This is a genomic window from Ruegeria sp. CDSC052 (assembly GCF_059610685.1).
The window spans coordinates 133,662-155,539 of the sequence record NZ_JBXWOB010000008.1 but is presented as its reverse complement, the minus strand read 5'-3'; the positions used below and the strand labels follow the sequence as shown (position 1 = coordinate 155,539).

Here is a 21,878-nt window from a genome sequence, read left to right as displayed (position 1 = left end):
TGGCATGCCGAGTCGCGTTTCGAACCGAACCCCGAAAGGAGACGGAAATGCCTAAGATGAAGACAAAGTCGAGCGCCAAAAAGCGCTTTAAGGTGACTGCGACCGGTAAGGTCCTTGCTGGCCAGGCCGGCAAACGTCACGGCATGATCAAGCGGACCAAGAAATTCATCCGCGATGCTCGTGGCAACACCACCCTGTCCGCCCCCGACGCCAAAATCGTCAAGGGCTATATGCCCTACGATCGATAAGAGGAGATTAAGACATGTCCCGCGTTAAAGGTGGAACCGTAACTCACGCCCGTCACAAGAAGGTTATCAAGGCCGCCAAAGGTTACTATGGCCGCCGCAAAAGCACCTTCAAGGTTGCCCGTCAGGCCGTAGACAAGGCCAACCAATATGCAACCCGCGACCGTAAGAACCGCAAGCGTAACTTCCGCGCGCTCTGGATCCAGCGGATCAACGCTGCTGTACGTTCGCATGACGAAGCCCTGACATATTCCCGCTTCATCAACGGCCTGAACCTGGCCGGTATTGAAGTGGACCGTAAAGTTCTGGCCGATCTGGCCGTGCACGAACCGGAAGCGTTCGGCGCGATCGTCGCCCAGGCTCAGGCTGCTCTGACCGCCTGATCCTCTGTAAAGAGACAGTGAATAAAGGGCCGTTCCGTTTGGGGCGGCCTTTTATGTTACTGGTAACTGGTAGGGTCCGCTTTGAACCAAGAAGGCCGGATGCTGTGCAATGTCTGTCTGCCCGATTACTGAGAACTGTCATACGATCTTGGGTTTATTTGCGATTTGGCTCACATAGGACATAAAACCAAAAAACATCTTGGCAGATACTCTGCGTTTCGCTTCTGATTTCAAAGCCTCTGCAGTTTCGGAAAATAACAGACCCTCTTCCACCATGCGGTCCGCTCCGCGTTCAATTACGGTGAGAAAATAGGTCGCTTCCCCTTCTGCCACATATCCATGACCTTTCCGGGCCCCAAGTCGAAATCCCGCATCGACCAGGATGGCTGAAATCTGACGCATTATCCAAAGATTAGTGACATTTTGATTGATCATGAATTTGATGAGTTGATCGAGCGGATCAAAGTCCGCGATCTGCGCAGTTGCGGTACTGTAGTCGCCATCACAAATTGCCAGCACACCTCCGGGCTTCAAAAGGCGGAAGGCCTCTTGAACAACGTCTTCAGGTCTAGGGACGTGGCACAACAACGTGTGCATTAACACAAGGTCAAAGGTCTCGCTTTCAAAACCTGTGTTTTTGGCATCCCCGATATCGAAGCTAAGTCGATCATCATCCCCAAAGCTCTTCTGGGCCCGTGCGACCATGACGGGCGAGGGTTCAATTCCATGAGCCGTTGCGGCTCCTGCAAGCTCCAACAAATCTCGGGTAACGTGTCCTGTTCCTGAACCAAGCTCCAGCGCCCGTGCACCTTTGGGGAGCCTCAGGTTTTCCATGTAGGCTTTGCGAATTGCAATCTGCGCAGGCTCTAAACAGCGCACTTCCATTGCTGATGCGATCCGCTCTTGAAGGGCGGTGTCTTGCGTACCGAGGTCAGAGTATGGATCGGCCATAAGTTAACTCATTTGAAATGGACCACAGGAGGACATGATAGACCAACATTTTCATCGGCACCAATAACGGCCATTGAGGCCCATTGGTCGTGTTACGGGGCATCTCCGGCCCTCTGTCCCCTAGCTACACCAGCAACACGTAGGGGCTTCGCCATCATCATGTGTGAAGTTGGCTCCTGAAAACCGCAACTCAGCGCGTAATATGCCGCCTGGTTTCGGCCAAACCAATACCGCTAGTCGGGCTGGATATGCCTATTCTCATAGCGGCCTGTCAGGATGCAGGATCACCAAATATCGTATTCAGTACGCGCTCAGAGATTTTGGTGCCGCACCCTCTTTGCGCCGTTCATCCCGACCAAGACCTGCACGCGGCACCAAATGTTGTCAAATTCGTTGCGACCACCCCATGCCACACAAACGGCCAGCATGGGATTTTTTTAGAGTGCTGCCTTGCGGCTTTCGTCCAGATAAATCTCGCGCAGACGTTTGGCGATGGGTCCCGGCGTGCCGTCGCCCAGCGCTGTGCCGTCAATTTCAACCACAGGCATGACAAAAGCACTGGCCGAGGTGGTGAACGCCTCATCAGCCTCCTTGGCCTCGTCGATAGTGAACAGGCGTTCTTCGACAACCATCTGCGCTTCGGCTGCCATTCGCAGAACGGCCTTGCGGGTGATGCCGTGCAGGATGTCGCTCGACAACGGCCGGGTGACAATCTTGTTGCCTTTGACAAAATACGCGTTGTTGCTGGTGCCCTCGGTCACATAGCCGCCTTCGACCATCCAGGCATCATCACAGCCCGCGGCCTTGGCCATCATCTTGCCCAGCGAGGGATAGAGCAGCTGTGTCGTCTTGATGTCGCGCCGGCCCCAACGGATATCCTCGATCGAGATGACCTTGGCACCTTTCCGGGCAGCAGGGCTGTCTGCCAGACCCGGCTTGTTTTGGGTGAACAAAACCAGTGTGGGTTTGGTATCAGCCGCAGGAAATGCAAAATCCCGGTCGCCGTCGCTGCCGCGCGTGACCTGAAGATAGACCAGCCCCTCTTCAATGCCGTTCAACTCAACCAGCTTGCGGTGGATCTCCAGCAGCTCGTCCTTCGCGCAGGGTTCAGCCATCTGCAATTCGTCCAGCGAGCGCTTGAGGCGGACCGCGTGGCCTTCGAAGTCGATCAGCTTGCCGTCCAGAACGCTGGTCACCTCATACACGGCATCGGCCATCAGGAAGCCACGATCAAAGATCGACACTGTGGCTTCGGTTTCGGGCAGGTAGTCGCCATTCACATAAACGGTGCGGGTCATGTCAATCTCCTTAGCCCCAGAGCACCGCCAATGGCGGGTGCACTCCGGCATCATCAAAAGTCAGCGGGTTGTCGCGGTCTTCGGCCAACAGAAGTGGTCCGTCAAGGTCCGTTACCATCGCACCCTGCGCCAGCAATGTCGCAGGGGCCATCGCCAAAGAGCTGCCGACCATACAGCCGACCATGATGTCATAGCCTTCAGCAATCGCCGCTTTGCGCAGCTCCAGCGCTTCGGTCAGACCTCCGGTCTTGTCGAGCTTGATGTTGATCACATCATATCTGCCCTTCAGTTTGGGCAGGCTGGCACGATCATGGCAGGATTCGTCGGCGCATACGGGAACCGGGCGCTCCATCCCGATCAGCGCGTCATCGTCACCGGCGGGCAGAGGTTGCTCGACCAAGGCCACACCCAGGCCCACAAGATGTGGCGCAAGATCGGTGTAAACGGCGGCGGACCAACCTTCATTTGCGTCCACGATGATCGTCGCATCCGGTGCGCCTGCGCGAACGGCTTCAAGTCGGGGCATGTCATCCGGCGTGCCCAGTTTGATCTTTAAAAGCGGGCGATGTGCATTCGCAGCCGCCTGCGCCTGCATCACCTCGGCGGTGTCCAACGACAATGTATAGGCCGTGATTTCGGGGCCAGGCTGAGGCAGCCCAGCCAGATTCCAGACGCGTTTACCGGCACGCTTGGCCTCAAGATCCCACAGCGCACAATCTACGGCATTCCGTGCAGCGCCCGCAGGCAATAAGTCCATCAGTTGCACTCGGTCGAAACTGTCGGGCAATCCGGCAATTTCAGCCTCGACCGAATCCAGTGTTTCACCATAACGCGCATAGGGCACACATTCGCCCCAGCCCTGATACTGGCCGTCAGAAATGCGTACAGTCAGAACCTTGGCCTCGGTCCGTGACCCACGTGAAATTGTAAAGACCTGAGCCAGCCTGAATACATCGCGAGAGACGTCAATTTGCATAACATACCTTTTCCTGGCAGAGCCGCCCGGATTTTCCAATTTAGATCCGGGCCGGCGGGACCAGACCGCTTTATACTGCTGCCAGCGCGTCGACCAGCTTGCCTGCACCAAAACGGAACGGGTCCGTCGCGGGCAGCCCCATGTCGGCTTCGACCTGTGCCAGATAGGCGGATGCGTCTGCTTCGCTCATATGCTGCGTGTTGACCGAAACACCGATGACCTGGCACTCAGGATTGGCAACCTTGGCCAGCGCCAGCGCCGTGTCCCGCAGAGCCTGCAAAGATGGCAAACTATAGGTCGGCAGACCGCGCATATGCTCCCGGGTGGGTTCATGGGACAGGATCAACGCGTCCGGTTGACCGCCATGGATCAACGCCATTGTCACACCGGAATATGACACATGAAACAGTGACCCTTGCCCTTCGATCAAATCCCAGTGGTCGTCATCATTGTCGGGTGTCAGCCATTCGACCGATCCCGCCATGAAATCTGCGATCACCGCGTCCAGCGGTACACCGTCACCGGTGATCAGAATGCCAGTCTGGCCAGTAGCTCGGAAGGTCGACTTCATGCCACGCTTGCGCATCTCGGCATCCATGGCCATCGCGGTGTACATCTTGCCAACCGAACAATCGGTGCCCACGGCAAGACAGCGCTTACCTTTACGTTTGATGCCGTTGGCGATTGGATAGTCGACCGACGGAACCCGCACATCATGCAGCTTGCGGCCTGTTGCTTCGGCGACTGCGACTAGATCGGGTTCATCACACAAAAGGTTGTGCAGGCCCGAGGCCAGGTCGAAACCTTCCTCCAGCGCCATGACCAGCACCTTTTTCCATTCCTGACTGATCACACCACCACGATTGGCCACGCCGATGACCAAAGTCTTGGCCCCGGCCTCTTTGGCCTTAGCCAAGGACATGTCGGTCAGGCCCAGATCGGCTTTACAGCCCTCCATCCGGTATTGACCCACGGCGTTTTCCGGACGCCAGTCCTTGATTCCAACGGCAACCTTGGCCGCCAGCTGGTCGGGCGCATCGCCCAAAAACAACAGATACGGTGTCTCGATCATTGCGGTGCACTCCTTTGATTCTGGCGCAGGCTATGGGACGGGCAAGGCGAGTGTTTCTCGATTTCGCCCAGCATCGCTGGGTCCCGCAGGAAAATTTCGCGCAAATATCGTAGCTTGCGCAAAATTCTTTCAAGTTTTTAAAGCGATTAAACTTTAATCACCAGAGACACGGCGCATTGCGGCGAATGCTGCGACTGCATTGCCGCAGATGCACAAACGTGCTTGCGGAGACCTGCGCAATTTAATACCTCATAAGACAACAAAATCGCAATTTCCTTTCCTGCACGAGGTCCAGATGAGCTTTCGCATTCAACCCGCCGCCCCCGCGCGCCCTAACCGTTGTCAGTTGTTCGGCCCCGGGTCGAACACCAAGCTGTTCCCCAAGATGGCGGCCTCTGCGGCGGATGTGATCAATCTTGATCTTGAGGATTCGGTTGCACCATCTGACAAGGATACAGCGCGTGCCAATGTCATCGAGGCGCTGAGCACCCTTGATTGGGGCTCCAAATACATGTCCGTACGAATCAACGGACTGGATACGCCTTACTGGTACCGCGATGTCGTGGATGTGATGGAGCAGGCCGGAGATCGACTGGACCAGATCATGATTCCCAAGGTCGGTTGTGCGGCGGATGTCTATGCGGTGGACGCGCTGGTCACCGCCATCGAACGCGCAAAAGGCCGTACCAAACCGATCAGCTTTGAGGTCATCATCGAATCCGCAGCTGGCCTCGCCCATGTCGAAGAAATCGCTGCCTCGTCCCCCCGGATGCAAGCCATGAGCCTTGGGGCCGCCGACTTTGCGGCCTCGATGGGCATGCAGACAACTGGCATCGGCGGCACGCAGGAAAACTATTACATGCTGCGCGAAGGTGAAAAACACTGGTCCGACCCGTGGCACTGGGCGCAGGCCGCCATCGTTGCCGCCTGCCGCACCCATGGCGTGCTGCCGGTGGATGGACCGTTCGGCGATTTCAGCGATGACGAAGGCTATATCGCGCAGGCCAAACGTTCTGCCACTTTGGGCATGGTCGGCAAATGGGCAATCCACCCCAAACAGATCGCGCTGGCCAACCAGGTCTTCACCCCATCGGACAAGGCGGTGTCAGAGGCCCGCGAAATCTTGGCCGCCATGGAGCAAGCCAAGGCCAATGGCGAAGGTGCGACGGTCTACAAAGGACGTCTGGTCGATATCGCCTCGATCAAACAGGCCGAGGTGATCGTGGCCCAGGCCGAATTGATCGCTGCCAATAGCTAAAAGTAGAAAGGCGCCTCACCGGGCGCCTTTTTCTTACCGTCCGAAGACATCATTGGGTGTCCAGGTGAACCTTTCGCCCTTTTTCCCAGATTTCATCATCAGACAGGATGTTCCGAGCTTCTGGAAATAGATGATCTTGAGCGCGTACCACCCGGCTTTGGGCACATCGACTTCGGTCCGCTGATTGGCCTCGCAGCCCTGAATGCCCGAGACTTGTCCAATGTTCTGGCCTCCGACGAATGCCTCTATCCCGTCATTTGACCACGTTTCCAACTCGTAGATTCCAGCAGAGTCGAACCGCATGTACCCCGTAATTTCGGCGGCGACATTGTAAGCGCCGTCAAACGTCATGACGTCCTGACCCTTACTGGTGTCCCTGTAATCCAAGCCCCGCAACGGTTGTCCGGGCTGCGCTTTAGACAGCATGCTTTTTGCATGGCTCAGATCTCGGATCTTCTTGTGTTGATTGCCAGTGCCAAAGTAGTTCACATTCAATCCCGCCTTGGGGCTGGGCTGTGGGTTGGCAGGTTGCAGCTTTAACGGAGCTGCCAAAGATGCTCCCGCAATCATCACCAAAGTTGCGACCAGTGCTCCGGTCCGAACAAGTTTCATCGTCTTCTCCCTGAATACGACCGGTTGGGGTTGTCCCCATTTTTGGTCAAATCTTTGGCAAGACAGTAAAACGTGAATCCAACTCCGGCAAGCCGGTACAGAATCATCTTTCCAATGTCAGGCCCGCATATCCTTGGGCGAGCCCATGACGACATAGGACGTGATCGACGTGACATGGGGCAAAGTCCCCAGAACTTCGGTGTGAAAAGTTTTGTAAGACGACAGATCGGCACATTCCACGCGCAACAGGTATTCGATCGTGCCGGTAATGTTATGGCACTCCACCACTTCAGGCGCGCGCTGCAATGCACGCTCGAACCCTTCCTGAGCGGCCTTTGTATGTTCGCCCAGCCCCACGCCAATATAGGCGACAAAGCCGATGCCCAGCGCAGGTGGGTTCAATACAGCACGATAGCCCGAGATCACGCCCGCGCGCTCTAATTCCTGAACACGGCGCAAACAGGCCGAGGCTGACAGCCCGACCCGATCGGCCAATTCAAGGTTGCTTATCCGCCCATCACGCGTCAGCTCACGCAATATATGGCGATTTATTCCATCCATCTTGATCATTAATTGCAGAATTACCGCAATAGCCAGCGCAAACGCAATTTCATTTGGGCGGTTTCCATCAATTATCTGCGCTATGAACCCTGAATTGCTATTTGCCCTCGTCACCTTTGCCTTCGTCTCGTCGATCACGCCGGGACCCAATAACCTGATGCTGATGGCCTCGGGCGCGAATTTCGGGTTTCGACGCACAATTCCACATATGTTCGGAATCGGGTTGGGCTTTACAGTCATGGTCCTTCTGGTCGGAACGGGGCTGGTACAGGTGTTTGATGCCTATCCGATCAGCTATACCGTGTTGAAAGCGGCGTCGGTGGCCTATCTGCTGTATCTGGCATGGAAAATCGCGCATTCGGCCCCAGCCGAAGCGGGCGCGCCTGCGGGAACACCGATGACGTTTTTACAGGCCGCAGCATTCCAATGGGTCAATCCAAAAGCCTGGGCCATGGCCCTGACAGCAACAACCGTATACACTCCCGATCGCTCCCTGAACGCCATCGTTGGTGTCGCGATTGTTTTCGGCGCAATCAATTTACCTTCGGTCAGCACGTGGACGGTACTCGGGCAGCAGATGGCGCGGATTCTCACGAACCCACACCGACTGATGCTGTTCAACTGGGTGATGGCGGGGCTGCTGGTCGCGTCGCTCTACCCTGTGCTTTGGCCCGTTTGAGAACGTTCGAAGGCTAGCAATGACCGGTCATCAAGGTCCTTTTGAGGGTGAATACGGGCACCCCTACCAACCCTTTAAATCTTGCTGAGTTGCATCCGGGGCAACGTCAGGCCATATAGCAGGGAACTTCCGCGTTGAGAGGCGTCATGACCCAGTATCTGGAATTCGAAAAACCTTTGGCCGAGATCGAAGGAAAGGCCGAGGAACTGCGTGCGCTGGCGCGCGCCAATGAAGAGATGGATGTGGCCGCAGAGGCCGCCGCTCTGGATGCCAAGGCTGAAAAGCTGTTGGACGAACTCTATGCCGATCTGACGCCATGGAGAAAATGTCAGGTCGCTCGTCACCCTGGACGTCCCCATTGCAAAGACTACGTGGAAGATCTGTTCACCGAATTCACACCTCTGGCAGGCGATCGGAATTTTGCTGACGACCTGGCCGTGATCGGCGGTCTGGCGCGGTTCAACGATCAACCCGTTATGGTGATCGGCCACGAAAAGGGCAGCGACACCAAATCGCGCATCGAACGCAATTTCGGCATGGCTCGCCCCGAAGGGTATCGCAAGGCTGTCCGACTGATGGAAATGGCAGGACGCTTTGGACTGCCGGTTATCACCTTGATCGACACGGCTGGCGCCTATCCCGGCAAAGGCGCCGAAGAGCGCGGCCAGTCCGAGGCGATTGCCCGCTCGACCGAAATGTGCCTGAAGATCGGCGTCCCGTTGGTCTCGGTCATCATCGGCGAAGGTGGATCAGGCGGTGCGGTGGCTTTTGCAACGGCAAACCGTGTCGCGATGCTGGAGCATTCGGTCTATTCGGTCATTTCACCCGAAGGCTGCGCCTCGATCCTTTGGAAAGATTCAGAGAAAATGCGCGAAGCAGCAGAAGCGTTGCGGCTGACCGCGCAAGACCTGCACAAGCTGGGCGTTTGCGACCGGATCATTTCGGAACCCAAGGGCGGCGCACATCGCGATCGCGCTGCGACCGTGGACTCCGTGCGGGATGCGATTACGGCGATGCTCAAGGATCTGGACGGCAAGGATTCCGCCGCCCTGATCAGAGATCGTCGTCAAAAATTCCTCGACATCGGCTCAAAAGGGCTGGCTGCGTAACCCTCAGCCCCCCAACTGCCTCAGCAGCGCAACTGAGGGCTCTCCGGTCGCGGGCAGCCCATTGGCCCGCTGGTACGCAGAAATCGCGGATGTCGTGTTATTCCCGATGACACCATCCGCCCCTTGCGTATCGTAGCCCGCGGATGTCAAACGGCGCTGCAACTCTTTGCGGTTCTCAAGTGTCAGCCCAGTCTCATCCGGGCCGAACGAGGCCTGGAACGGCGCCCCTCCGGCAATTCGGTCTGATAGATGCCCTACCCCGATCGCATAGCTGTCCGAGTTATTATACCGTTTGATCACCTGAAAATTGCGGAACACGGCAATGCGGGGCCCTGGCACCTGGGGTTGCAGCACAGCAACCGGCGTACCGGATACCGTCCCGGCCTCACCGCCCCAGGGCTGCCCACGCACCCAACCGGAACGCGCCAGATAAGCCGCCGTTGATGCCAGCGAATCCGTTGGGTCGTCGGACCAGATATCGCGCCGTCCATCGCCGGTGAAATCTACCGCATAGGCCAGATAAGAGGTCGGGATGAACTGCGTGTGCCCCATGGCACCGGCCCAGCTACCTGTCATGTTGGCAGGCGCCGTGTCGCCGTTCTGCAGAATCTTCATCGTTGCCATCAGTTGGCTCTCAAAGAACTGCCCGCGCCGACCGTCATAGGCCAGCGTCGACAGGGCCGATACAACAGGCACATCCCCACGCCGCGCACCATAACGGCTTTCAAGCCCCCAAATTGCCACGACAACTTCTTTGTCCACGCCGTACTGCGCCTCGATCTGAGACAGCGTTCCCGCATGACGCACCAGCATTTGCTTGCCGGTCGCGATCCGTTCATCCGAGGTTGCAATCGCCAGGTAGTCTTCAAGCGACCTCTTGAACTCGACCTGATTTCGGTCCCGCTCGATCACTCCGGGCAGATATCCGGCGCCCTGGAAGGCGCGGTTAATTGTGCTTTGCGAAATCCCCTGTGCGGCCGCGCGGCTTTTGAAGCCCGCCACCCAGGCGTCCCAGCCCGCGTTCCGAACCGGTTGCATGCGCGCGGCCGGCGCCGAAGAAGAAGGCACGCTGTCCGTACAGGCAACCAACAAGCCGGAGCCCAGCCCAAGGGAAAATAACCGTCGATCAATCATGGTTGAAAACTGCTCTTATTGTGATTTCTCACAGCCTAGCGCAGAGAAATCGCCGGGGCCAGAACAGCGATACCGAACCGGGCGATTTCGGCAGCTTCGGCAACAAGCCGCTTAGCTGACCAGCATCCGCAGGCCCTGTGTAACATCCGAGCGAACCGCAAGGCGCAGACCCGGCTCATCCCCGGCCTTTAGCGCCGCAATTATCAGCTTGTGGTGATGCGGTGGTTCCGTTCGCCGCAGCCGCCCATAAAGCGCGCGCATCGTCGGCCCAAGCTGCAACCATACGGTTTCGGCAATCGCCAGCATCGCCGGGGCCTGCGCCCGCAGATACAGAGTTCGGTGAAACTCCAGATTGGTGCGAATATATCCAACGGCATCACGTTTGGTGACCATCTCGGCCACCGTCATGTTGATGCTCTGCAATCGGTCAATCAGGGCAATATGCGCACGGGGCAATGCCCGGCTGGCCAGCTCGACCTCAAGCAAGGCCCGCAGCGCAGCAAGCTCTTCGATCCGGTCATTGGTCAGCTCGGGCGTCGAGACGCGGCCCGAGGACGACAGAAACAGCGCCCCTTCAGCCGCAAGCCGACGCACCGCCTCGCGGGCCGGAGTCATCGAGACACCAAACTCTTTCCCAATTCCCCTTAAGGTCAGTGCCTGACCGGGGGCGATGTCGCCATGCATGATGCGGGATCGCAGGGCCCGGTACACCCGGTCATGCGTTGCGGTCTGCGTTTCCGAGGGGCGTGTGTTCAACATGTCTCTATGTGATCACAAACACCGCACAGGTCAACTCGCAGGCGCGTCAAATCTGAACTGATGCAACTGCGCCCCGTTGTCGCGCAGCCAGCGCCGCTGTTCTTTGTAATCTCCGAATAACCGCTCGACCTGGGCCCAAAAGGCTGGGGAATGGTTCATCTCGGCCAGATGCGCCACCTCATGTGCGGCAACATAATGCAGGACGTCTGGTGGAGCGAGAATCAGCCGCCAGGAAAACATCAATCCACCCTCAGAACTGCATGATCCCCAGCGCGATCGGGTATCCCGAATAGAGATGCTGGCATAAGCCCTACCCAACATCGCTGCGTAGTCATCACATGCGCCGGTCAGCCGGTCGCGTGCCAGTTCTTTCAAAAAGCGCGCCAAACGTCGCGCTTCAGCGCCTTCAGGTACTGAAATCTGATCCGCCTGCAACAGAACGCGTCGGCCCGTTGCCCGGACAATGCGCCGTTGGGTGCCCTCAACAGGAATATGCTGCCCAAATTGAACCACCGAGGGGTCTGGCCGATCACTCAGGTGCTGCCGAATCCAGCTTTCTTTTTGGCGGGCAAAGTTCAACGCATCGGATTCAGCAACGCCATTTGGATAGGTCAGTGTAACACGCCCGTCCAACTGGGATATACGCAGACTGATCCGCCGTGCCCGCGCCGATTTGCGCAATGTCAGCGGCACCGGAGGCGATCCTGGCAGTGCGTGATCTCCCATAGGTCTGTTTCTCCTGCTCAAAGGCTTTGACAGTGCCCGCTGCTTGTGGCACCTGACCTGAATCGTCGATACGACTCACCTGATATCAAGGGGATTGGACATGCCCAAGGAAGAATGGGGTGTAAAGCGCGTTTGCCCGACCACCGGTAAACGGTTTTATGACCTGAACAAAGACCCGATCGTTAGCCCTTATACCGGCGAGATCGTGGAACTCGAAACCGGTAAAAGCCGGATGATCGCAGCAGATGCAGAAGATGCCGCATCGGCCAAGGCGCGCGAAAACGCGCCTGAGGAAGAACTGGTTCTGGATGACGACGACGATGTCGAAGTCGATCTGGATGATGATCTGCTGGATGACGATGATGACAGCAGTGATGAAGTTCCGCTGGACGACATCACTGACATTCCAGCAGAGGACGATAGCTGATCACGGTCAGAGGCGGCCTCGCGCCGCCTCGCGCCATTTGCAATCTGGTTGCAAAATTTTAACGGCGACGCCTGTTTTTGGACTTGCGCTTAGCGCCACTGTCTCATAAACGTCCGCCCACTGCTTCTGCAGTACCTGTATGGGGCCTTAGCTCAGTTGGGAGAGCGCTTGCATGGCATGCAAGAGGTCAGGGGTTCGACTCCCCTAGGCTCCACCAAAACCTCATTCAGATATTTTGCGTCACTTAAGAATCTGAATGGAAAAGATAATTCACCGGTTCGAAGATCCGATTTGGAAGAGTAACTTCCCTTCTGAACAAATAGCATTCTAAGCAGCACTCTCTTGCCCCTATAGTCGCTTTTTTTCCTTACTTTCCAAGATTTTGACAGAATTTCGGCGACCGGTTCGAACATCTCTTCAAAATTCCTATGCGGAACTTCGAAATCTTCCAACTTCCGCTTGAGCTCTTCCTGCTTCATCGTCTGTCTGGCTACAGGAATGACAACCCACACGTTGCGGACTTTTCCGCCGCTCCACCCATGATTGATAATATCTGGTCTGTAGCACATTGCGACAATTGTGACGTGTGCTTGTTTCAAGTTTCAATCTTGGCCGCTTTGACCGGATTGGGCCGTATAGTAAGGAATCTTGGAATTGCGGCCTGATCCAGGCAATATTGCCAAATCAAAGCGGTCTCAATCGAGTGCTGTGCCCACCCCGGAGTTTGATGCGGTAATGTCGACCACTATCCACTCAGCCAAGGGTGGGCGAGACAGACATCCCCTAGCCTAATACTGCTGTAACCGCGCGCAGAGTTGCGGCGACGACGGTATCAGCTTCTTCACGACTCAGGCAAAACGGTGGCGCGAAGCCCAAGATGTCGCCTTGCGGCATAGCGCGTGCGATGACCTTATCCTGTGCCAAAAGAGCGGCTGAGACTTGCGGGCCGATCTTGTCCGCGGAGTCAAAGAAGGTGCGGCTATCTTTATCCTTCACGAACTCGACCGCGCACAACATTCCTTCGCCGCGCACATCGCCGACATTGGCGTGTGCTGACAGTGCATCCTTCATCGACTGCTTCAGATAAGCGCCGACTTTGCCTGCGTTTTCGATCAGGTTCAGATCATCAATCAGTTTGAGGTTTGCCACACCGGCCGCCGCCCCGATCGGGTGTGCCGAATAGGTCCAGCCGTGGCCGATGGCGCCGTTTTCATCCGTGCCCTGTTCCAGCACCTTCCACACTTTTTCAGAAACAATCGAACCTGACAGCGGCGCGTAGGCCGAGGTGAGGCCTTTGGCGATGGTGATGATATCGGATTCCAAGCCGTAATGCTCCGACCCGAACATGCTGCCCAGGCGGCCAAACCCGGTCACAACTTCATCGGCAACCAACAGGATATCATGCTTGCGCAATACGGCCTGGATGGCGGCCCAGTAGCCTTCGGGCGGGGGCACGATACCACCGGTTCCCAGCACCGGCTCGCCAATAAACGCGGCGATTGTATCAGCGCCTTCACGTTCAATCAGCGCCTCCAGTTCAGTAACGCAATGCGCGACGAATTCGGCTTCGCTTTGGTCCAGATTATCGCGGCGGAAATAATAGGGCGCTTCGGTATGAACCACCTGCGTGAGCGGCAGATCGAACTTTTTGTGGAATAGTTCCAGCCCAGTCAGCGACCCGGTGACAAGGCCCGAGCCATGATACCCTCGCCAGCGCGAGATGATCTTTTTCTTTTCGGGGCGGCCCAGGATATTGTTGTAATACCATATTAATTTGACGTTGGTCTCATTTGCATCTGAACCGCCCAGGCCGAAATAGACCTTGGACATATTCGAAGGCGCGCGATCAAGGATCATCTTGGACAGCGTGATGGAGGCTTCTGTGCCGTGGCCCACGTAGGAATGATAATAGGCCAACTCGCGGGCTTGATCCGCAATCGCTTCGGCAATTTCCTGACGGCCATAGCCCACATTCACGCAATAAAGTCCTGCAAAGGCGTCCAGCAATTTGGTACCATCACGGTTTTCGATATGGACCCCGCTTGCGGTTTTGATCACACGGGTCGCTGTTTCGCCCCGCGCGTGCTGGGCCAGATGAGTGGAGGGATGGAAAAAGTTCTCGCGGTCCCATTGGTCAAGTTGATCGTTCTTCAGCATCTTTTCACTCCTCATGCCCAGTCGCGGCAGACATATTTGATTTCGGTAAATTCTTCCATTCCCCGCCTTGCCCCTTCACGGCCCAGACCGGATTGTTTGGTGCCGCCAAAGGGGATCGGCGCGCCGGTGACCTTGGTGCGATTCACCGCCACCATGCCAAATTGCAATTCACGAGATACGCGGTAAATACGGCGTGGGTCATGGCTGTGCAGATACGCAACCAGACCGTATTCGGTGTCATTGGCCCGGGCGATCACCTCTTCTTCGGTATCAAAGGGCGCAATGGCCGCCACAGGGCCAAATGTTTCCTCTGACATAAGCACGGCATCGGCGGGCACGTCGGTCAGAACCGTGGGCTGATAAAACAGCGGGCCGAGAGGGGCCCTTGCACCTCCGCACGCCAGTTTGGCCCCCTTGGCCAGCGCATCGGCGACATGTTCTTCCTGCTTTTGAACCGCCTTTTCATTCATCAGAGGGCCGATGTCGGGGTCGTCCATACCGATGCCAAGGGACAGCCTGCGGGTCGCTTCGGTAAACTGCGAGCAGAATGCGTCGTAAATTGAGCGCTCCACAAATATCCGATTGGCGCCAAGACAGTCCTGCCCGGATGTGGCGAATTTGGCCTTGATCGTTTCAGAAACCGCAATTTCAAGATCGGCCCCTTTGAACACAATCACCGGTGCATGCCCGCCTAGTTCCATTACAAGTTTTTTCACTGTGTCGGCGGACTGACGGTAAAGTAACCGTCCGATTTCGGTAGAGCCTGTGAACGAGAGTGCCCGAACACGGGTGTCTTTCGTCCAAGGTTCGACCACGGTCGAGGCCTGGCCGGTGACCACGTTGAACACGCCCGCCGGAATACCCGCCTTTTCCGCCAATTCAGCCAACGCGAGGGCCGAAAACGGGGTTTCACCTGAGGGGTGAGCCACAACCGTACATCCCACTGCCATGGCTGCTGCTGCTTTGCGGGTCAGCATGGCAGCAGGGAAATTCCACGGTGTGATCATTGCCACCACCCCAACCGGCTCTAGCCAAACCTCGACCTCGGCATCGGGCAGATGGCTGGTGACGCCTTCAACATTGGGTCGCTTGGCCTCTTCGGCGTAGAATTCTACAAAAGACGCGGCATAATCAATTTCACCGCGCGCCTCGGACAGGGGCTTGCCCTGTTCCAGTACCATGATCCGTGCCAGATCTTCTTTGTGGTGCAGCATCAGGTCGAACCAACCGCGCAGAATGGCGGATCGGTCTTGTGGCAAGAGGCCCGACCAGGTCGGAAAGGCGGCCTGTGCCGCATCCACGGCGGCAGAGGATTCCTCTGCCGAAAGGCTGGCGGCCTCACCGATAACATCGCCAGTTGCCGGATCAGTGACGCGGATAGCATACCCCGACGCAGCTGCGCACCATTTACCATTCACATAGGAAAAACTGCGCACCAAAGATTTGTCAGCAATATCATCGCGCGCAGAAAGTGCGGTGTTTTTCATGGATGCCTCTCCCTTGTTGCCAGACAACCTCGGGTATTTCAGGCGAAGGATGAGACCAAATTTCGGGTCCAAAGCAGAGTATTCTGCTGTAAATCATCTCTCAGGCAGAGGGTTACTCCTGCCATCCAGCAATGAGGGAAATCGGCGGAACGCCCTGCCCCTTCACTGGTTTGGTGACAATATAGGTAAAATATTTTTCCAGACCTATGTCAGCATTGAGCATTTCATCAATCAGGCGTTGATAGGCATCGATATCGCGCGTCACTATTTGCAGGATGTAATCAAATCCTCCGCCAAGCGCCCAGCAGGCCAACACTTCTTCATAGCGTTGCATTGCGGCCTCAAAAGCCTGAAAGCTGGCAGCGGTATGATCGGACAGTTCAGCCGCAACAAAGACAGTTACATGTGGCCCAAGTTTGCGCAGGTTGATCTCGGCTCTATATCGCTTGATCAACCCGGCTTTTTCCAACTTTTTCAGCCGCTCCCAGCAGGGGGTGGGCGACAGGCCAACGCGGTCGGCCAAAGCCGTTTTTGTGATGCGCCCCTCGGTTGAAAGCACCCGTAGAATATCCAGATCGCGGGCGTCGAGCCGCATGGTCTCACCTCCGGGGAATAAAGTTATCCAACTTTCAACCCGATCACCGCCGCGCAATCGCCCGCTTTGATAAGACCGGGAAAGTGGCGACTGATCAAAAGGCCCGTAACTTTGGCGCGGTATTCAATCGGGGCAATCCCGGTGCGATCAACCGGCCAAACGCGGGCCACAACATCGCCTTGGCTGACCTGTTCACCAAGATCAACCATCGGCTCGTAGAGGCCATCGTTTTCCGAGAACACGAAGCAGTTACCATCGGGCATATCCAGGCGCACGGTTGGATCAATCTGCATCTCGCCCTTCAGAATTCCTGCGTGGATCAGCACATTGCGCAGGCCCTTTTTTGCAACGGCAATCGACTTGGCTGTGGCAGAGCCACCACCGCCCAATTCTGTTGAAACCAGAACCTTACCCATATCTTCGACCGCGGTGTCGTACATTCCGACATTGTCGATCTCCAGTAGCTGCACCGAATAGGGGGCGTTAAAGGCGGCCATCGCGGCGAAACAGGCCGTTTCATTGGCTTTATCTTCAAGGATATGGGCCGCCGCGAAGGGCACGAAATCCAGCGTTTTTCCGCCCGAGTGAAAATCCACCGCAATATCGGCCATTGGCAAAAGAACGCGCTGGAAATAGTCGGCAATCTTTTCGGTTGGGGTGCCATCTGGCCGGCCCGGAAAGGCACGGTTCATATTGCCTTTGTCGATGGGGGACGTGCGTAACCCGGCGCGAAAAGCGGGATAATTGAAGGCAGGCACGATGATCACGCGTCCGGTGATGTCCTCGGGCTTTAGCGTAACCGTCAGTTCTTGCAACGCCACGGGCCCTTCATATTCATCGCCATGGTTGGCGCCGGTCAGCAAAGCTGTAGGCCCATCTCCGTTTTTGATAACCGTTAGCGGGATCATAATTGACCCCCAAGCACTGTCATCCCGGCTGTAAGGCAGCCGTAGGAAACCGTGGTGAATACCATCGCTATCCAGCGGGATCGTCGGGGAAATTGGGTTGGGTGTCATTACTCAGTCCTTCACAACCATTTTGCGGGGCACGTTGGCCAGGCACTCATGGCCAGATCTGGTGATGCGGATGCTTTCAGTAATCTCAAAACCCCAATCCTCCATCCAGAGGCCGGTCATGAAATGCAGGGTCATGTTCTCCTGCAGAACCGTCTTGTCGCCGGGACGAAGCGAGAAGGTCCGTTCGCCCCAGTCAGGCGGGTAGCTGACACCGATCGGGTAACCGGTGCGGTTATCTTTGGTGATCCCGTATTTCTTTAGCACGCTGAAGAAGGCAATGGCGACATCCTCGCAGAGGTTGCCCTCTTTTGCAGCTTCCAGCCCGGCCTCCATGCCCTCAAGCACAGCCTTTTCAGCGTCGAGGAATGTTTGCGTGGGCTTTCCAAGGAAGACCGTGCGCGACAGCGGGCAGTGGTACCGTTTGACGACGCCTGCGATCTCGAAAAACGTGCCTTCGCCGGATTTCATTGGCTGATCGTCCCATGTCAAATGCGGGGCTGAGGCATCCGCGCCTGAGGGCAAAAGTGGCACCAGCGCGGGATAGTCTCCGCCCGCACCGATCTGTGCGTCATAGCGTAGGGCCGCATCATAGATTTCCGCCACCAGATCGCATTTGCGGATGCCCGGCTCGACCTTTTCAAAGATACGTTCATGCATACGGCCCACAATGCGGCCTGCTTGGCGCATGTATTCCAGCTCGGTTTCAGATTTTACCGCGCGCTGCCAGTTGACCAACGCAGTCGCATCGGAAAATTTGGCATTTGGCATGTGGTGCTGTAGCGCCGCAAAGGCCGCAGCTGTGAACCAGTAGTTGTCCATCTCAACGCCGATATGGCCCTTATCCAGCTTACGATCGGCCAGCTGTGCCGACAGGTAATCCATCGGGTGACGTTCGGTGGATTGTACATAATGGTCCGGGTAACCGATGATATTGGCGGGATCCATAAAGCAGGTGCGAAGCGCGCCATTGGCATCTTGTCCACGGCCGTACCAGACCGGCTCGCCAGTGAGACTCAGCACTACGCATTGATGCACGTAAAAAGACCAACCGTCATAGCCGGTCAACCAGTTCATGTTCGAAGGGTCCGTCACGATCAGAAGGTCAAGCCCACGTTCGGCCATGGCGGCGCGGGTTTTTGCAATGCGCTGGCTGAACTCATCGCGTGAGAAGTGGAGTTTTGGTTCTGGCATAGAATTAATCCGTTGTTAGCTTGAAAACGTGGTGCCTTTGCCTGAGTTTTCCGCGCGCTGGCGAGCAAGCGTGGCAATGGCGGTATCCTGGACACCCGTACCTGTCAGGTCAGCAATAATGATGTCACTGTCGGATTGTCGCCCCGGCGCCTTGTCGGAGGTGATATCACCCAGTTCAGCAAACCTGCCATCAGCCGGGAAAATGCCCACCGCAATGGCGCTGCGCAGTTCGCCTTTGAGGGCGCATTGGGCTTGGCTGTCGGGCACATAGAGCGTTGCCTTGGCAAGACAACCCGGGTCAAGCTCGACCTTGTGTTCCTGATCCGAACCCATCGCAATGATAAGCTGCCCCGGTTGCAGCCAGTCCGCTTTGATCAGCGGAATGTCCGAAGGGGTTGTCGTGACGATGATATCTGCCGAGGACACGGCACCCGCCCTATCAGTGCTGGCCGTGACGTCGACCCCAAGTTCTTCGCGAAGGCTGGAAGCCAATGTTTCGGCCTTGGCCGCATCCCGCGCCCAGATCACAGCGCTTTCGATGCCGCGCACAAGGGTCAGCGCCTTGAGTTGTAGCTTCGCCTGCACACCAGCACCGATGATACACGCGCGTGTCGCGTCCTCGCGCGCAAGGTGGCGCGCAGATACCGCTCCCGCAGCGGCGGTGCGCACATCCGTGAGATAACCATTATCCAGAAGCAAAGCTTCCAGAACGCCAGTGGTGCTTGAGAATAGCACCATCAAGCCTGATGTGCTGGGCAGGCCCAGCTTGGGATTATCGAAAAAGCCAGGACTCATCTTCATGGCAAAGCTGTCTATGCCGGGGACATAAGCAGACTTTACACATACCTCGCCATTATGATCGGGGACCATCAGTGTCATGATCGGCGGCATGATAACCTTGCCCCCGGCGAGCGTCGTAAAGCCCTGTTCGATGCAGTCCACCGCGTCCATATCCAGTGGCACCAGATCTCGCAGTTCGGCCTCGGTCAGTATTTTGATCTCCGGCATCCTACCCCTCCGCCGTTACATCTACATCTTCGCCGGAGATGATCCGATGGTGCAGTTGCATGTCGATGTTTTGCCCCGAGATCAGCGCGACGCACCGACCTGGGTCTTTGATTTTTCCCGCCAGAAGCGCGGCAATGCCGACACTGCCGGACCCTTCAATGATCTGACGTTCCTGCCAATAGGCGTGACGGATGGCAGCAGCAATCTCGGTCTCGGTCACAAGAATCAGATCATCAACAAAGGCACGAGTCATGGCAAAAGTGTGCTGGTTGTCCAATCCAACCCCACCGCCCAGCGAGTCGGCCAGTGTCGACAGTTCTTCGACCAGAACCGGTTTCCCCGCCTTCTGGCTTTCATACATAGCCGCCCCGCGCTCCATCGAAATTCCGATAACGCGGACCTGCGGATTAACCGCCTTCATCACCATGCCGACGCCGGAAATCAGCCCGCCGCCCGACAGCGGCACCAGAACCGTTTCAAGATCCGGGGATTGTTCCAGCATTTCCAGTGCAACGGTGCTTTGCCCGGCAATGATATCGCGATGATCAAACGGGGGAAGCATGACCATCCCATCGGCGACCAGCCTGTCAACTTCTACCTGTGCGTCATCCTGAGAACGCCCGACAATGCGCACCTCTGCGCCCTGCGCCTTGATCCCATCCACTTTGTTTTGTGGAACCAGCTCGGACATGCAGATGATGCACCGCACCCCGGCCTGCTTTGCCGCATAGGCCAAACCGCGCCCGTGATTGCCCGTCGATACACCCACCACACCTTTGGCGCGCTGCGCATCGCTAAGTGACAACACAGCATTGGATGCCCCGCGCAGCTTGAAACTGCCGGTGATCTGGCCTTGCTCCAGCTTGAGGCGAATATCACCGCCCATGACTTTGCTCAGCACGTCTGACGACATCGTCGGTGTAACCCGGATCGACTGTGCGATCCGCGCGCGCGCAGCAAAACTATCCTGAAGTGTGATTTCAGAGCTCATCTCTTGTCCTGACTTTCTTCCTATTTACTGAACAACATACCGCCCGCGGGATAATTCGAAGTAATCCCAAGATGCCTCATGCAGCGCCAAACCATCGCCTGATTGGAGGTAACAACCGGTTTGCCAAGCCGGGCCTCCAATTGTGCGACACATGGGGCGGCACGCACCGCCGTACAGGAAATAAAAAGCGCATCAGCATCGGGATCGCACGCAGCAACACCACCTTCGATAATGCTGTCCATTGAGACGCGCGCCATGTCGCGATCATCGGACAATCCAAAGCAAACAGCGTTCACCACGTCGAGGCCGTGTTGCGAGAAATAGGTGACCAGAGAATCCGTCACATCCTGCGTATAGGGCGTAAGAACGCTTACTTTTTTTACCCCCAAAGCCTCAAATGCATCAAAGGCTGCCGAGCTGGGTGTGACGCAAGGCGTGCCCGGCTTTGCGCTGTTCATGTGCTCGGCCACTCTGTCGTTCCCCAAAACTACCGAAGCTGCCGTGCATCCATAGACCAATACATCTAGCGCCTCGCCAGGCAGAATCTCTGCTGCGGCATCGGTCAGCAGCGGCCCTGTCTTCAAAAGGCTTTCATGTGTGGTTGGGTTTTCAAACCCGATCCGGTTTACATATACGCCCACATCATGCCCTTGCAGAATGCGTGCGAAGTCAGTTTCCGTCGTATGATCCGTGGCCAGCGCGACCAGCCCGATACGATGTGTGACAGGGCGAGCATCCAGCGCGAGAGCCACAGACGAAGTCGAAGATTGTATATCCAAAGCCATTGCCATCCTCACACCACCAGAACCGGGCATTGCGCAAGGCTGGTCACCTTGTGAGAGACGCTGCCCAGCAAATAACCCTCAATCGATCCCAATCCTCGGCTGCCCATGACGATCAGGTCATTCTCATGTTCTTTGGAAAAGCTGACGATAGTTCGCGCCGTTGGCCCGCCTTTGACAAAGGCCCGGATGTTCTCGCACCCTGCCTCGTGCGCAATGGACGCGCCGCGTTCAGCAGTTTCCTTTGCGTGATCGCGCATGATCCCGTCAATATCATCAGGCTTTTCTGCATCGATGACATACATCGATCCTTCCAGTATCGAATGATGACGGTAGAGCGTCAGTACCAGCATTTCCGCATCACACAACCTAGCCAATTCAGCGGCTTTGCGAAGGGCGGCCTCTGATCCTTCAGACCCGTCAAAAGCAGCGAGTATTGATTTGAACATTTGTCGCTCCTT

24 protein-coding genes and 1 tRNA gene are annotated in these 21,878 nt (G+C 56.6%); 7 read left to right on the top strand and 18 right to left on the bottom strand.

Annotated elements, in window-relative coordinates; translation table 11 throughout:
* Window positions 1–47: 47 nt before the first annotated feature.
* Both rpmI and rplT read left to right on the top strand, forming a co-directional pair.
* Window positions 48–248 carry a 50S ribosomal protein L35 gene (gene rpmI / locus AC2FIM_RS14280; RefSeq protein WP_010443552.1) on the top strand — a complete coding sequence of 67 codons (201 nt, stop codon included), beginning with the start codon at window positions 48–50 and terminating at the stop codon, window positions 246–248.
* Between the two features lie 14 nt (window positions 249–262).
* A complete protein-coding gene (rplT, locus tag AC2FIM_RS14275) occupies window positions 263–628 on the top strand; it encodes a 50S ribosomal protein L20 (RefSeq protein WP_142637903.1) in 366 nt (121 codons plus the stop codon).
* A 138-nt stretch (window positions 629–766) separates the two neighbouring features.
* On the opposite strand, the gene AC2FIM_RS14270 is transcribed toward rplT, so the two are convergent.
* From AC2FIM_RS14270 to dgcN, 4 genes are all read right to left on the bottom strand, one after another.
* Entirely contained in the window at window positions 767–1,513 is a 747-nt protein-coding gene (locus tag AC2FIM_RS14270; protein WP_496732079.1) for a methyltransferase domain-containing protein, read from the bottom strand.
* A 503-nt stretch (window positions 1,514–2,016) separates the two neighbouring features.
* Complete coding sequence (locus tag AC2FIM_RS14265; RefSeq protein WP_142637899.1) at window positions 2,017–2,877, bottom strand: D-amino-acid transaminase; 861 nt, start codon at window positions 2,875–2,877, stop codon at window positions 2,017–2,019.
* A 10-nt stretch (window positions 2,878–2,887) separates the two neighbouring features.
* A complete protein-coding gene (gene dgcA, locus AC2FIM_RS14260; RefSeq protein WP_496708167.1) occupies window positions 2,888–3,853 on the bottom strand; it encodes an N-acetyl-D-Glu racemase DgcA in 966 nt (321 codons plus the stop codon).
* A gap of 70 nt (window positions 3,854–3,923) precedes the next feature.
* The gene (dgcN, locus tag AC2FIM_RS14255; RefSeq protein ID WP_271950080.1) at window positions 3,924–4,925 is read right to left on the bottom strand and encodes an N-acetyltransferase DgcN; all 1,002 of its coding nucleotides are present in this window, start codon (window positions 4,923–4,925) and stop codon (window positions 3,924–3,926) included.
* 295 nt (window positions 4,926–5,220) lie between these two features.
* On the opposite strand from dgcN, the gene AC2FIM_RS14250 reads away from it, so the two are divergent.
* On the top strand, window positions 5,221–6,183 hold the full coding sequence (locus tag AC2FIM_RS14250) for an L-malyl-CoA/beta-methylmalyl-CoA lyase (protein ID WP_271950079.1): 963 nt from the start codon (window positions 5,221–5,223) through the stop codon (window positions 6,181–6,183).
* Between the two features lie 33 nt (window positions 6,184–6,216).
* On the opposite strand, the gene AC2FIM_RS14245 is transcribed toward AC2FIM_RS14250, so the two are convergent.
* Both AC2FIM_RS14245 and AC2FIM_RS14240 read right to left on the bottom strand, forming a co-directional pair.
* Entirely contained in the window at window positions 6,217–6,795 is a 579-nt protein-coding gene (locus AC2FIM_RS14245) for a PA14 domain-containing protein (RefSeq protein WP_271950077.1), read from the bottom strand.
* Window positions 6,796–6,912: 117 nt separating this feature from the next.
* A complete protein-coding gene (locus tag AC2FIM_RS14240) occupies window positions 6,913–7,365 on the bottom strand; it encodes an Lrp/AsnC family transcriptional regulator (RefSeq protein WP_271950075.1) in 453 nt (150 codons plus the stop codon).
* A gap of 73 nt (window positions 7,366–7,438) precedes the next feature.
* Here AC2FIM_RS14240 and AC2FIM_RS14235 point away from each other — a divergent pair, with 73 nt between their 5' ends.
* A complete protein-coding gene (locus AC2FIM_RS14235) occupies window positions 7,439–8,035 on the top strand; it encodes a LysE family translocator (protein WP_142637887.1) in 597 nt (198 codons plus the stop codon).
* A gap of 146 nt (window positions 8,036–8,181) precedes the next feature.
* Complete coding sequence (locus AC2FIM_RS14230) at window positions 8,182–9,144, top strand: acetyl-CoA carboxylase carboxyltransferase subunit alpha (protein ID WP_142637885.1); 963 nt, start codon at window positions 8,182–8,184, stop codon at window positions 9,142–9,144.
* A 3-nt stretch (window positions 9,145–9,147) separates the two neighbouring features.
* Here the strand turns inward: AC2FIM_RS14230 and AC2FIM_RS14225 are convergent, their stop codons facing one another.
* The 3 genes from AC2FIM_RS14225 to AC2FIM_RS14215 form a co-directional block, all read right to left on the bottom strand.
* The gene (locus tag AC2FIM_RS14225) at window positions 9,148–10,278 is read right to left on the bottom strand and encodes a lytic murein transglycosylase (RefSeq protein WP_281973131.1); all 1,131 of its coding nucleotides are present in this window, start codon (window positions 10,276–10,278) and stop codon (window positions 9,148–9,150) included.
* Between the two features lie 111 nt (window positions 10,279–10,389).
* Complete coding sequence (locus AC2FIM_RS14220; protein ID WP_271950069.1) at window positions 10,390–11,037, bottom strand: GntR family transcriptional regulator; 648 nt, start codon at window positions 11,035–11,037, stop codon at window positions 10,390–10,392.
* A 30-nt stretch (window positions 11,038–11,067) separates the two neighbouring features.
* Complete coding sequence (locus tag AC2FIM_RS14215; protein WP_142637879.1) at window positions 11,068–11,763, bottom strand: M48 family metallopeptidase; 696 nt, start codon at window positions 11,761–11,763, stop codon at window positions 11,068–11,070.
* A gap of 100 nt (window positions 11,764–11,863) precedes the next feature.
* Here AC2FIM_RS14215 and AC2FIM_RS14210 point away from each other — a divergent pair, with 100 nt between their 5' ends.
* Entirely contained in the window at window positions 11,864–12,190 is a 327-nt protein-coding gene (locus AC2FIM_RS14210) for a TIGR02300 family protein (protein ID WP_271950067.1), read from the top strand.
* A 141-nt stretch (window positions 12,191–12,331) separates the two neighbouring features.
* A tRNA-Ala gene (locus AC2FIM_RS14205) sits at window positions 12,332–12,407 on the top strand.
* A 566-nt stretch (window positions 12,408–12,973) separates the two neighbouring features.
* Here the strand turns inward: AC2FIM_RS14205 and AC2FIM_RS14200 are convergent.
* The 9 genes from AC2FIM_RS14200 to AC2FIM_RS14160 all read right to left on the bottom strand — a co-directional run bounded on the left by AC2FIM_RS14200 (window position 12,974) and on the right by AC2FIM_RS14160 (window position 21,866).
* Window positions 12,974–14,347, bottom strand: a complete 1,374-nt coding sequence (locus tag AC2FIM_RS14200; RefSeq protein WP_496677981.1) for an aspartate aminotransferase family protein — start codon at window positions 14,345–14,347, stop codon at window positions 12,974–12,976.
* An 11-nt stretch (window positions 14,348–14,358) separates the two neighbouring features.
* A complete protein-coding gene (locus tag AC2FIM_RS14195; RefSeq protein ID WP_496677982.1) occupies window positions 14,359–15,834 on the bottom strand; it encodes an NAD-dependent succinate-semialdehyde dehydrogenase in 1,476 nt (491 codons plus the stop codon).
* 112 nt (window positions 15,835–15,946) lie between these two features.
* A complete protein-coding gene (locus AC2FIM_RS14190) occupies window positions 15,947–16,429 on the bottom strand; it encodes an Lrp/AsnC family transcriptional regulator (protein ID WP_271950061.1) in 483 nt (160 codons plus the stop codon).
* A gap of 23 nt (window positions 16,430–16,452) precedes the next feature.
* Complete coding sequence (gene doeB, locus AC2FIM_RS14185) at window positions 16,453–17,445, bottom strand: N(2)-acetyl-L-2,4-diaminobutanoate deacetylase DoeB (protein WP_496689992.1); 993 nt, start codon at window positions 17,443–17,445, stop codon at window positions 16,453–16,455.
* 3 nt (window positions 17,446–17,448) lie between these two features.
* On the bottom strand, window positions 17,449–18,636 hold the full coding sequence (doeA, locus tag AC2FIM_RS14180; RefSeq protein WP_142637866.1) for an ectoine hydrolase DoeA: 1,188 nt from the start codon (window positions 18,634–18,636) through the stop codon (window positions 17,449–17,451).
* 15 nt (window positions 18,637–18,651) lie between these two features.
* Window positions 18,652–19,644, bottom strand: coding sequence for an ectoine utilization protein EutC (gene eutC / locus AC2FIM_RS14175; protein WP_281973142.1), 993 nt, complete (start codon window positions 19,642–19,644; stop codon window positions 18,652–18,654).
* A 1-nt stretch (window position 19,645) separates the two neighbouring features.
* Entirely contained in the window at window positions 19,646–20,635 is a 990-nt protein-coding gene (gene eutB, locus AC2FIM_RS14170; protein ID WP_496708168.1) for a hydroxyectoine utilization dehydratase EutB, read from the bottom strand.
* A 20-nt stretch (window positions 20,636–20,655) separates the two neighbouring features.
* Window positions 20,656–21,426, bottom strand: a complete 771-nt coding sequence (eutA, locus tag AC2FIM_RS14165; protein WP_496732076.1) for an ectoine utilization protein EutA — start codon at window positions 21,424–21,426, stop codon at window positions 20,656–20,658.
* Window positions 21,427–21,428: 2 nt separating this feature from the next.
* Window positions 21,429–21,866, bottom strand: coding sequence for a universal stress protein (locus AC2FIM_RS14160; protein ID WP_142637858.1), 438 nt, complete (start codon window positions 21,864–21,866; stop codon window positions 21,429–21,431).
* Between the last annotated feature and the right edge of the window lie 12 nt (window positions 21,867–21,878).

What these genes read in the sequence shown, in the direction of transcription:
- rpmI (WP_010443552.1), top strand. Translation starts at nt 48, where the DNA reads ATGCCTAAGATGAAGACAAAGTCGAGCGCCAAAAAGCGCTTTAAGGTG.
- rplT (WP_142637903.1), top strand. Translation starts at nt 263, where the DNA reads ATGTCCCGCGTTAAAGGTGGAACCGTAACTCACGCCCGTCACAAGAAG.
- AC2FIM_RS14270 (WP_496732079.1), bottom strand. Translation starts at nt 1,513, where the DNA reads ATGGAAGTGCGCTGTTTAGAGCCTGCGCAGATTGCAATTCGCAAAGCC.
- AC2FIM_RS14265 (WP_142637899.1), bottom strand. Translation starts at nt 2,877, where the DNA reads ATGACCCGCACCGTTTATGTGAATGGCGACTACCTGCCCGAAACCGAA.
- dgcA (WP_496708167.1), bottom strand. Translation starts at nt 3,853, where the DNA reads ATGCAAATTGACGTCTCTCGCGATGTATTCAGGCTGGCTCAGGTCTTT.
- dgcN (WP_271950080.1), bottom strand. Translation starts at nt 4,925, where the DNA reads ATGATCGAGACACCGTATCTGTTGTTTTTGGGCGATGCGCCCGACCAG.
- AC2FIM_RS14250 (WP_271950079.1), top strand. Translation starts at nt 5,221, where the DNA reads ATGAGCTTTCGCATTCAACCCGCCGCCCCCGCGCGCCCTAACCGTTGT.
- AC2FIM_RS14245 (WP_271950077.1), bottom strand. Translation starts at nt 6,795, where the DNA reads ATGAAACTTGTTCGGACCGGAGCACTGGTCGCAACTTTGGTGATGATT.
- AC2FIM_RS14240 (WP_271950075.1), bottom strand. Translation starts at nt 7,365, where the DNA reads ATGATCAAGATGGATGGAATAAATCGCCATATATTGCGTGAGCTGACG.
- AC2FIM_RS14235 (WP_142637887.1), top strand. Translation starts at nt 7,439, where the DNA reads ATGAACCCTGAATTGCTATTTGCCCTCGTCACCTTTGCCTTCGTCTCG.
- AC2FIM_RS14230 (WP_142637885.1), top strand. Translation starts at nt 8,182, where the DNA reads ATGACCCAGTATCTGGAATTCGAAAAACCTTTGGCCGAGATCGAAGGA.
- AC2FIM_RS14225 (WP_281973131.1), bottom strand. Translation starts at nt 10,278, where the DNA reads ATGATTGATCGACGGTTATTTTCCCTTGGGCTGGGCTCCGGCTTGTTG.
- AC2FIM_RS14220 (WP_271950069.1), bottom strand. Translation starts at nt 11,037, where the DNA reads ATGTTGAACACACGCCCCTCGGAAACGCAGACCGCAACGCATGACCGG.
- AC2FIM_RS14215 (WP_142637879.1), bottom strand. Translation starts at nt 11,763, where the DNA reads ATGGGAGATCACGCACTGCCAGGATCGCCTCCGGTGCCGCTGACATTG.
- AC2FIM_RS14210 (WP_271950067.1), top strand. Translation starts at nt 11,864, where the DNA reads ATGCCCAAGGAAGAATGGGGTGTAAAGCGCGTTTGCCCGACCACCGGT.
- AC2FIM_RS14200 (WP_496677981.1), bottom strand. Translation starts at nt 14,347, where the DNA reads ATGCTGAAGAACGATCAACTTGACCAATGGGACCGCGAGAACTTTTTC.
- AC2FIM_RS14195 (WP_496677982.1), bottom strand. Translation starts at nt 15,834, where the DNA reads ATGAAAAACACCGCACTTTCTGCGCGCGATGATATTGCTGACAAATCT.
- AC2FIM_RS14190 (WP_271950061.1), bottom strand. Translation starts at nt 16,429, where the DNA reads ATGCGGCTCGACGCCCGCGATCTGGATATTCTACGGGTGCTTTCAACC.
- doeB (WP_496689992.1), bottom strand. Translation starts at nt 17,445, where the DNA reads ATGACACCCAACCCAATTTCCCCGACGATCCCGCTGGATAGCGATGGT.
- doeA (WP_142637866.1), bottom strand. Translation starts at nt 18,636, where the DNA reads ATGCCAGAACCAAAACTCCACTTCTCACGCGATGAGTTCAGCCAGCGC.
- eutC (WP_281973142.1), bottom strand. Translation starts at nt 19,644, where the DNA reads ATGCCGGAGATCAAAATACTGACCGAGGCCGAACTGCGAGATCTGGTG.
- eutB (WP_496708168.1), bottom strand. Translation starts at nt 20,635, where the DNA reads ATGAGCTCTGAAATCACACTTCAGGATAGTTTTGCTGCGCGCGCGCGG.
- eutA (WP_496732076.1), bottom strand. Translation starts at nt 21,426, where the DNA reads ATGGCAATGGCTTTGGATATACAATCTTCGACTTCGTCTGTGGCTCTC.
- AC2FIM_RS14160 (WP_142637858.1), bottom strand. Translation starts at nt 21,866, where the DNA reads ATGTTCAAATCAATACTCGCTGCTTTTGACGGGTCTGAAGGATCAGAG.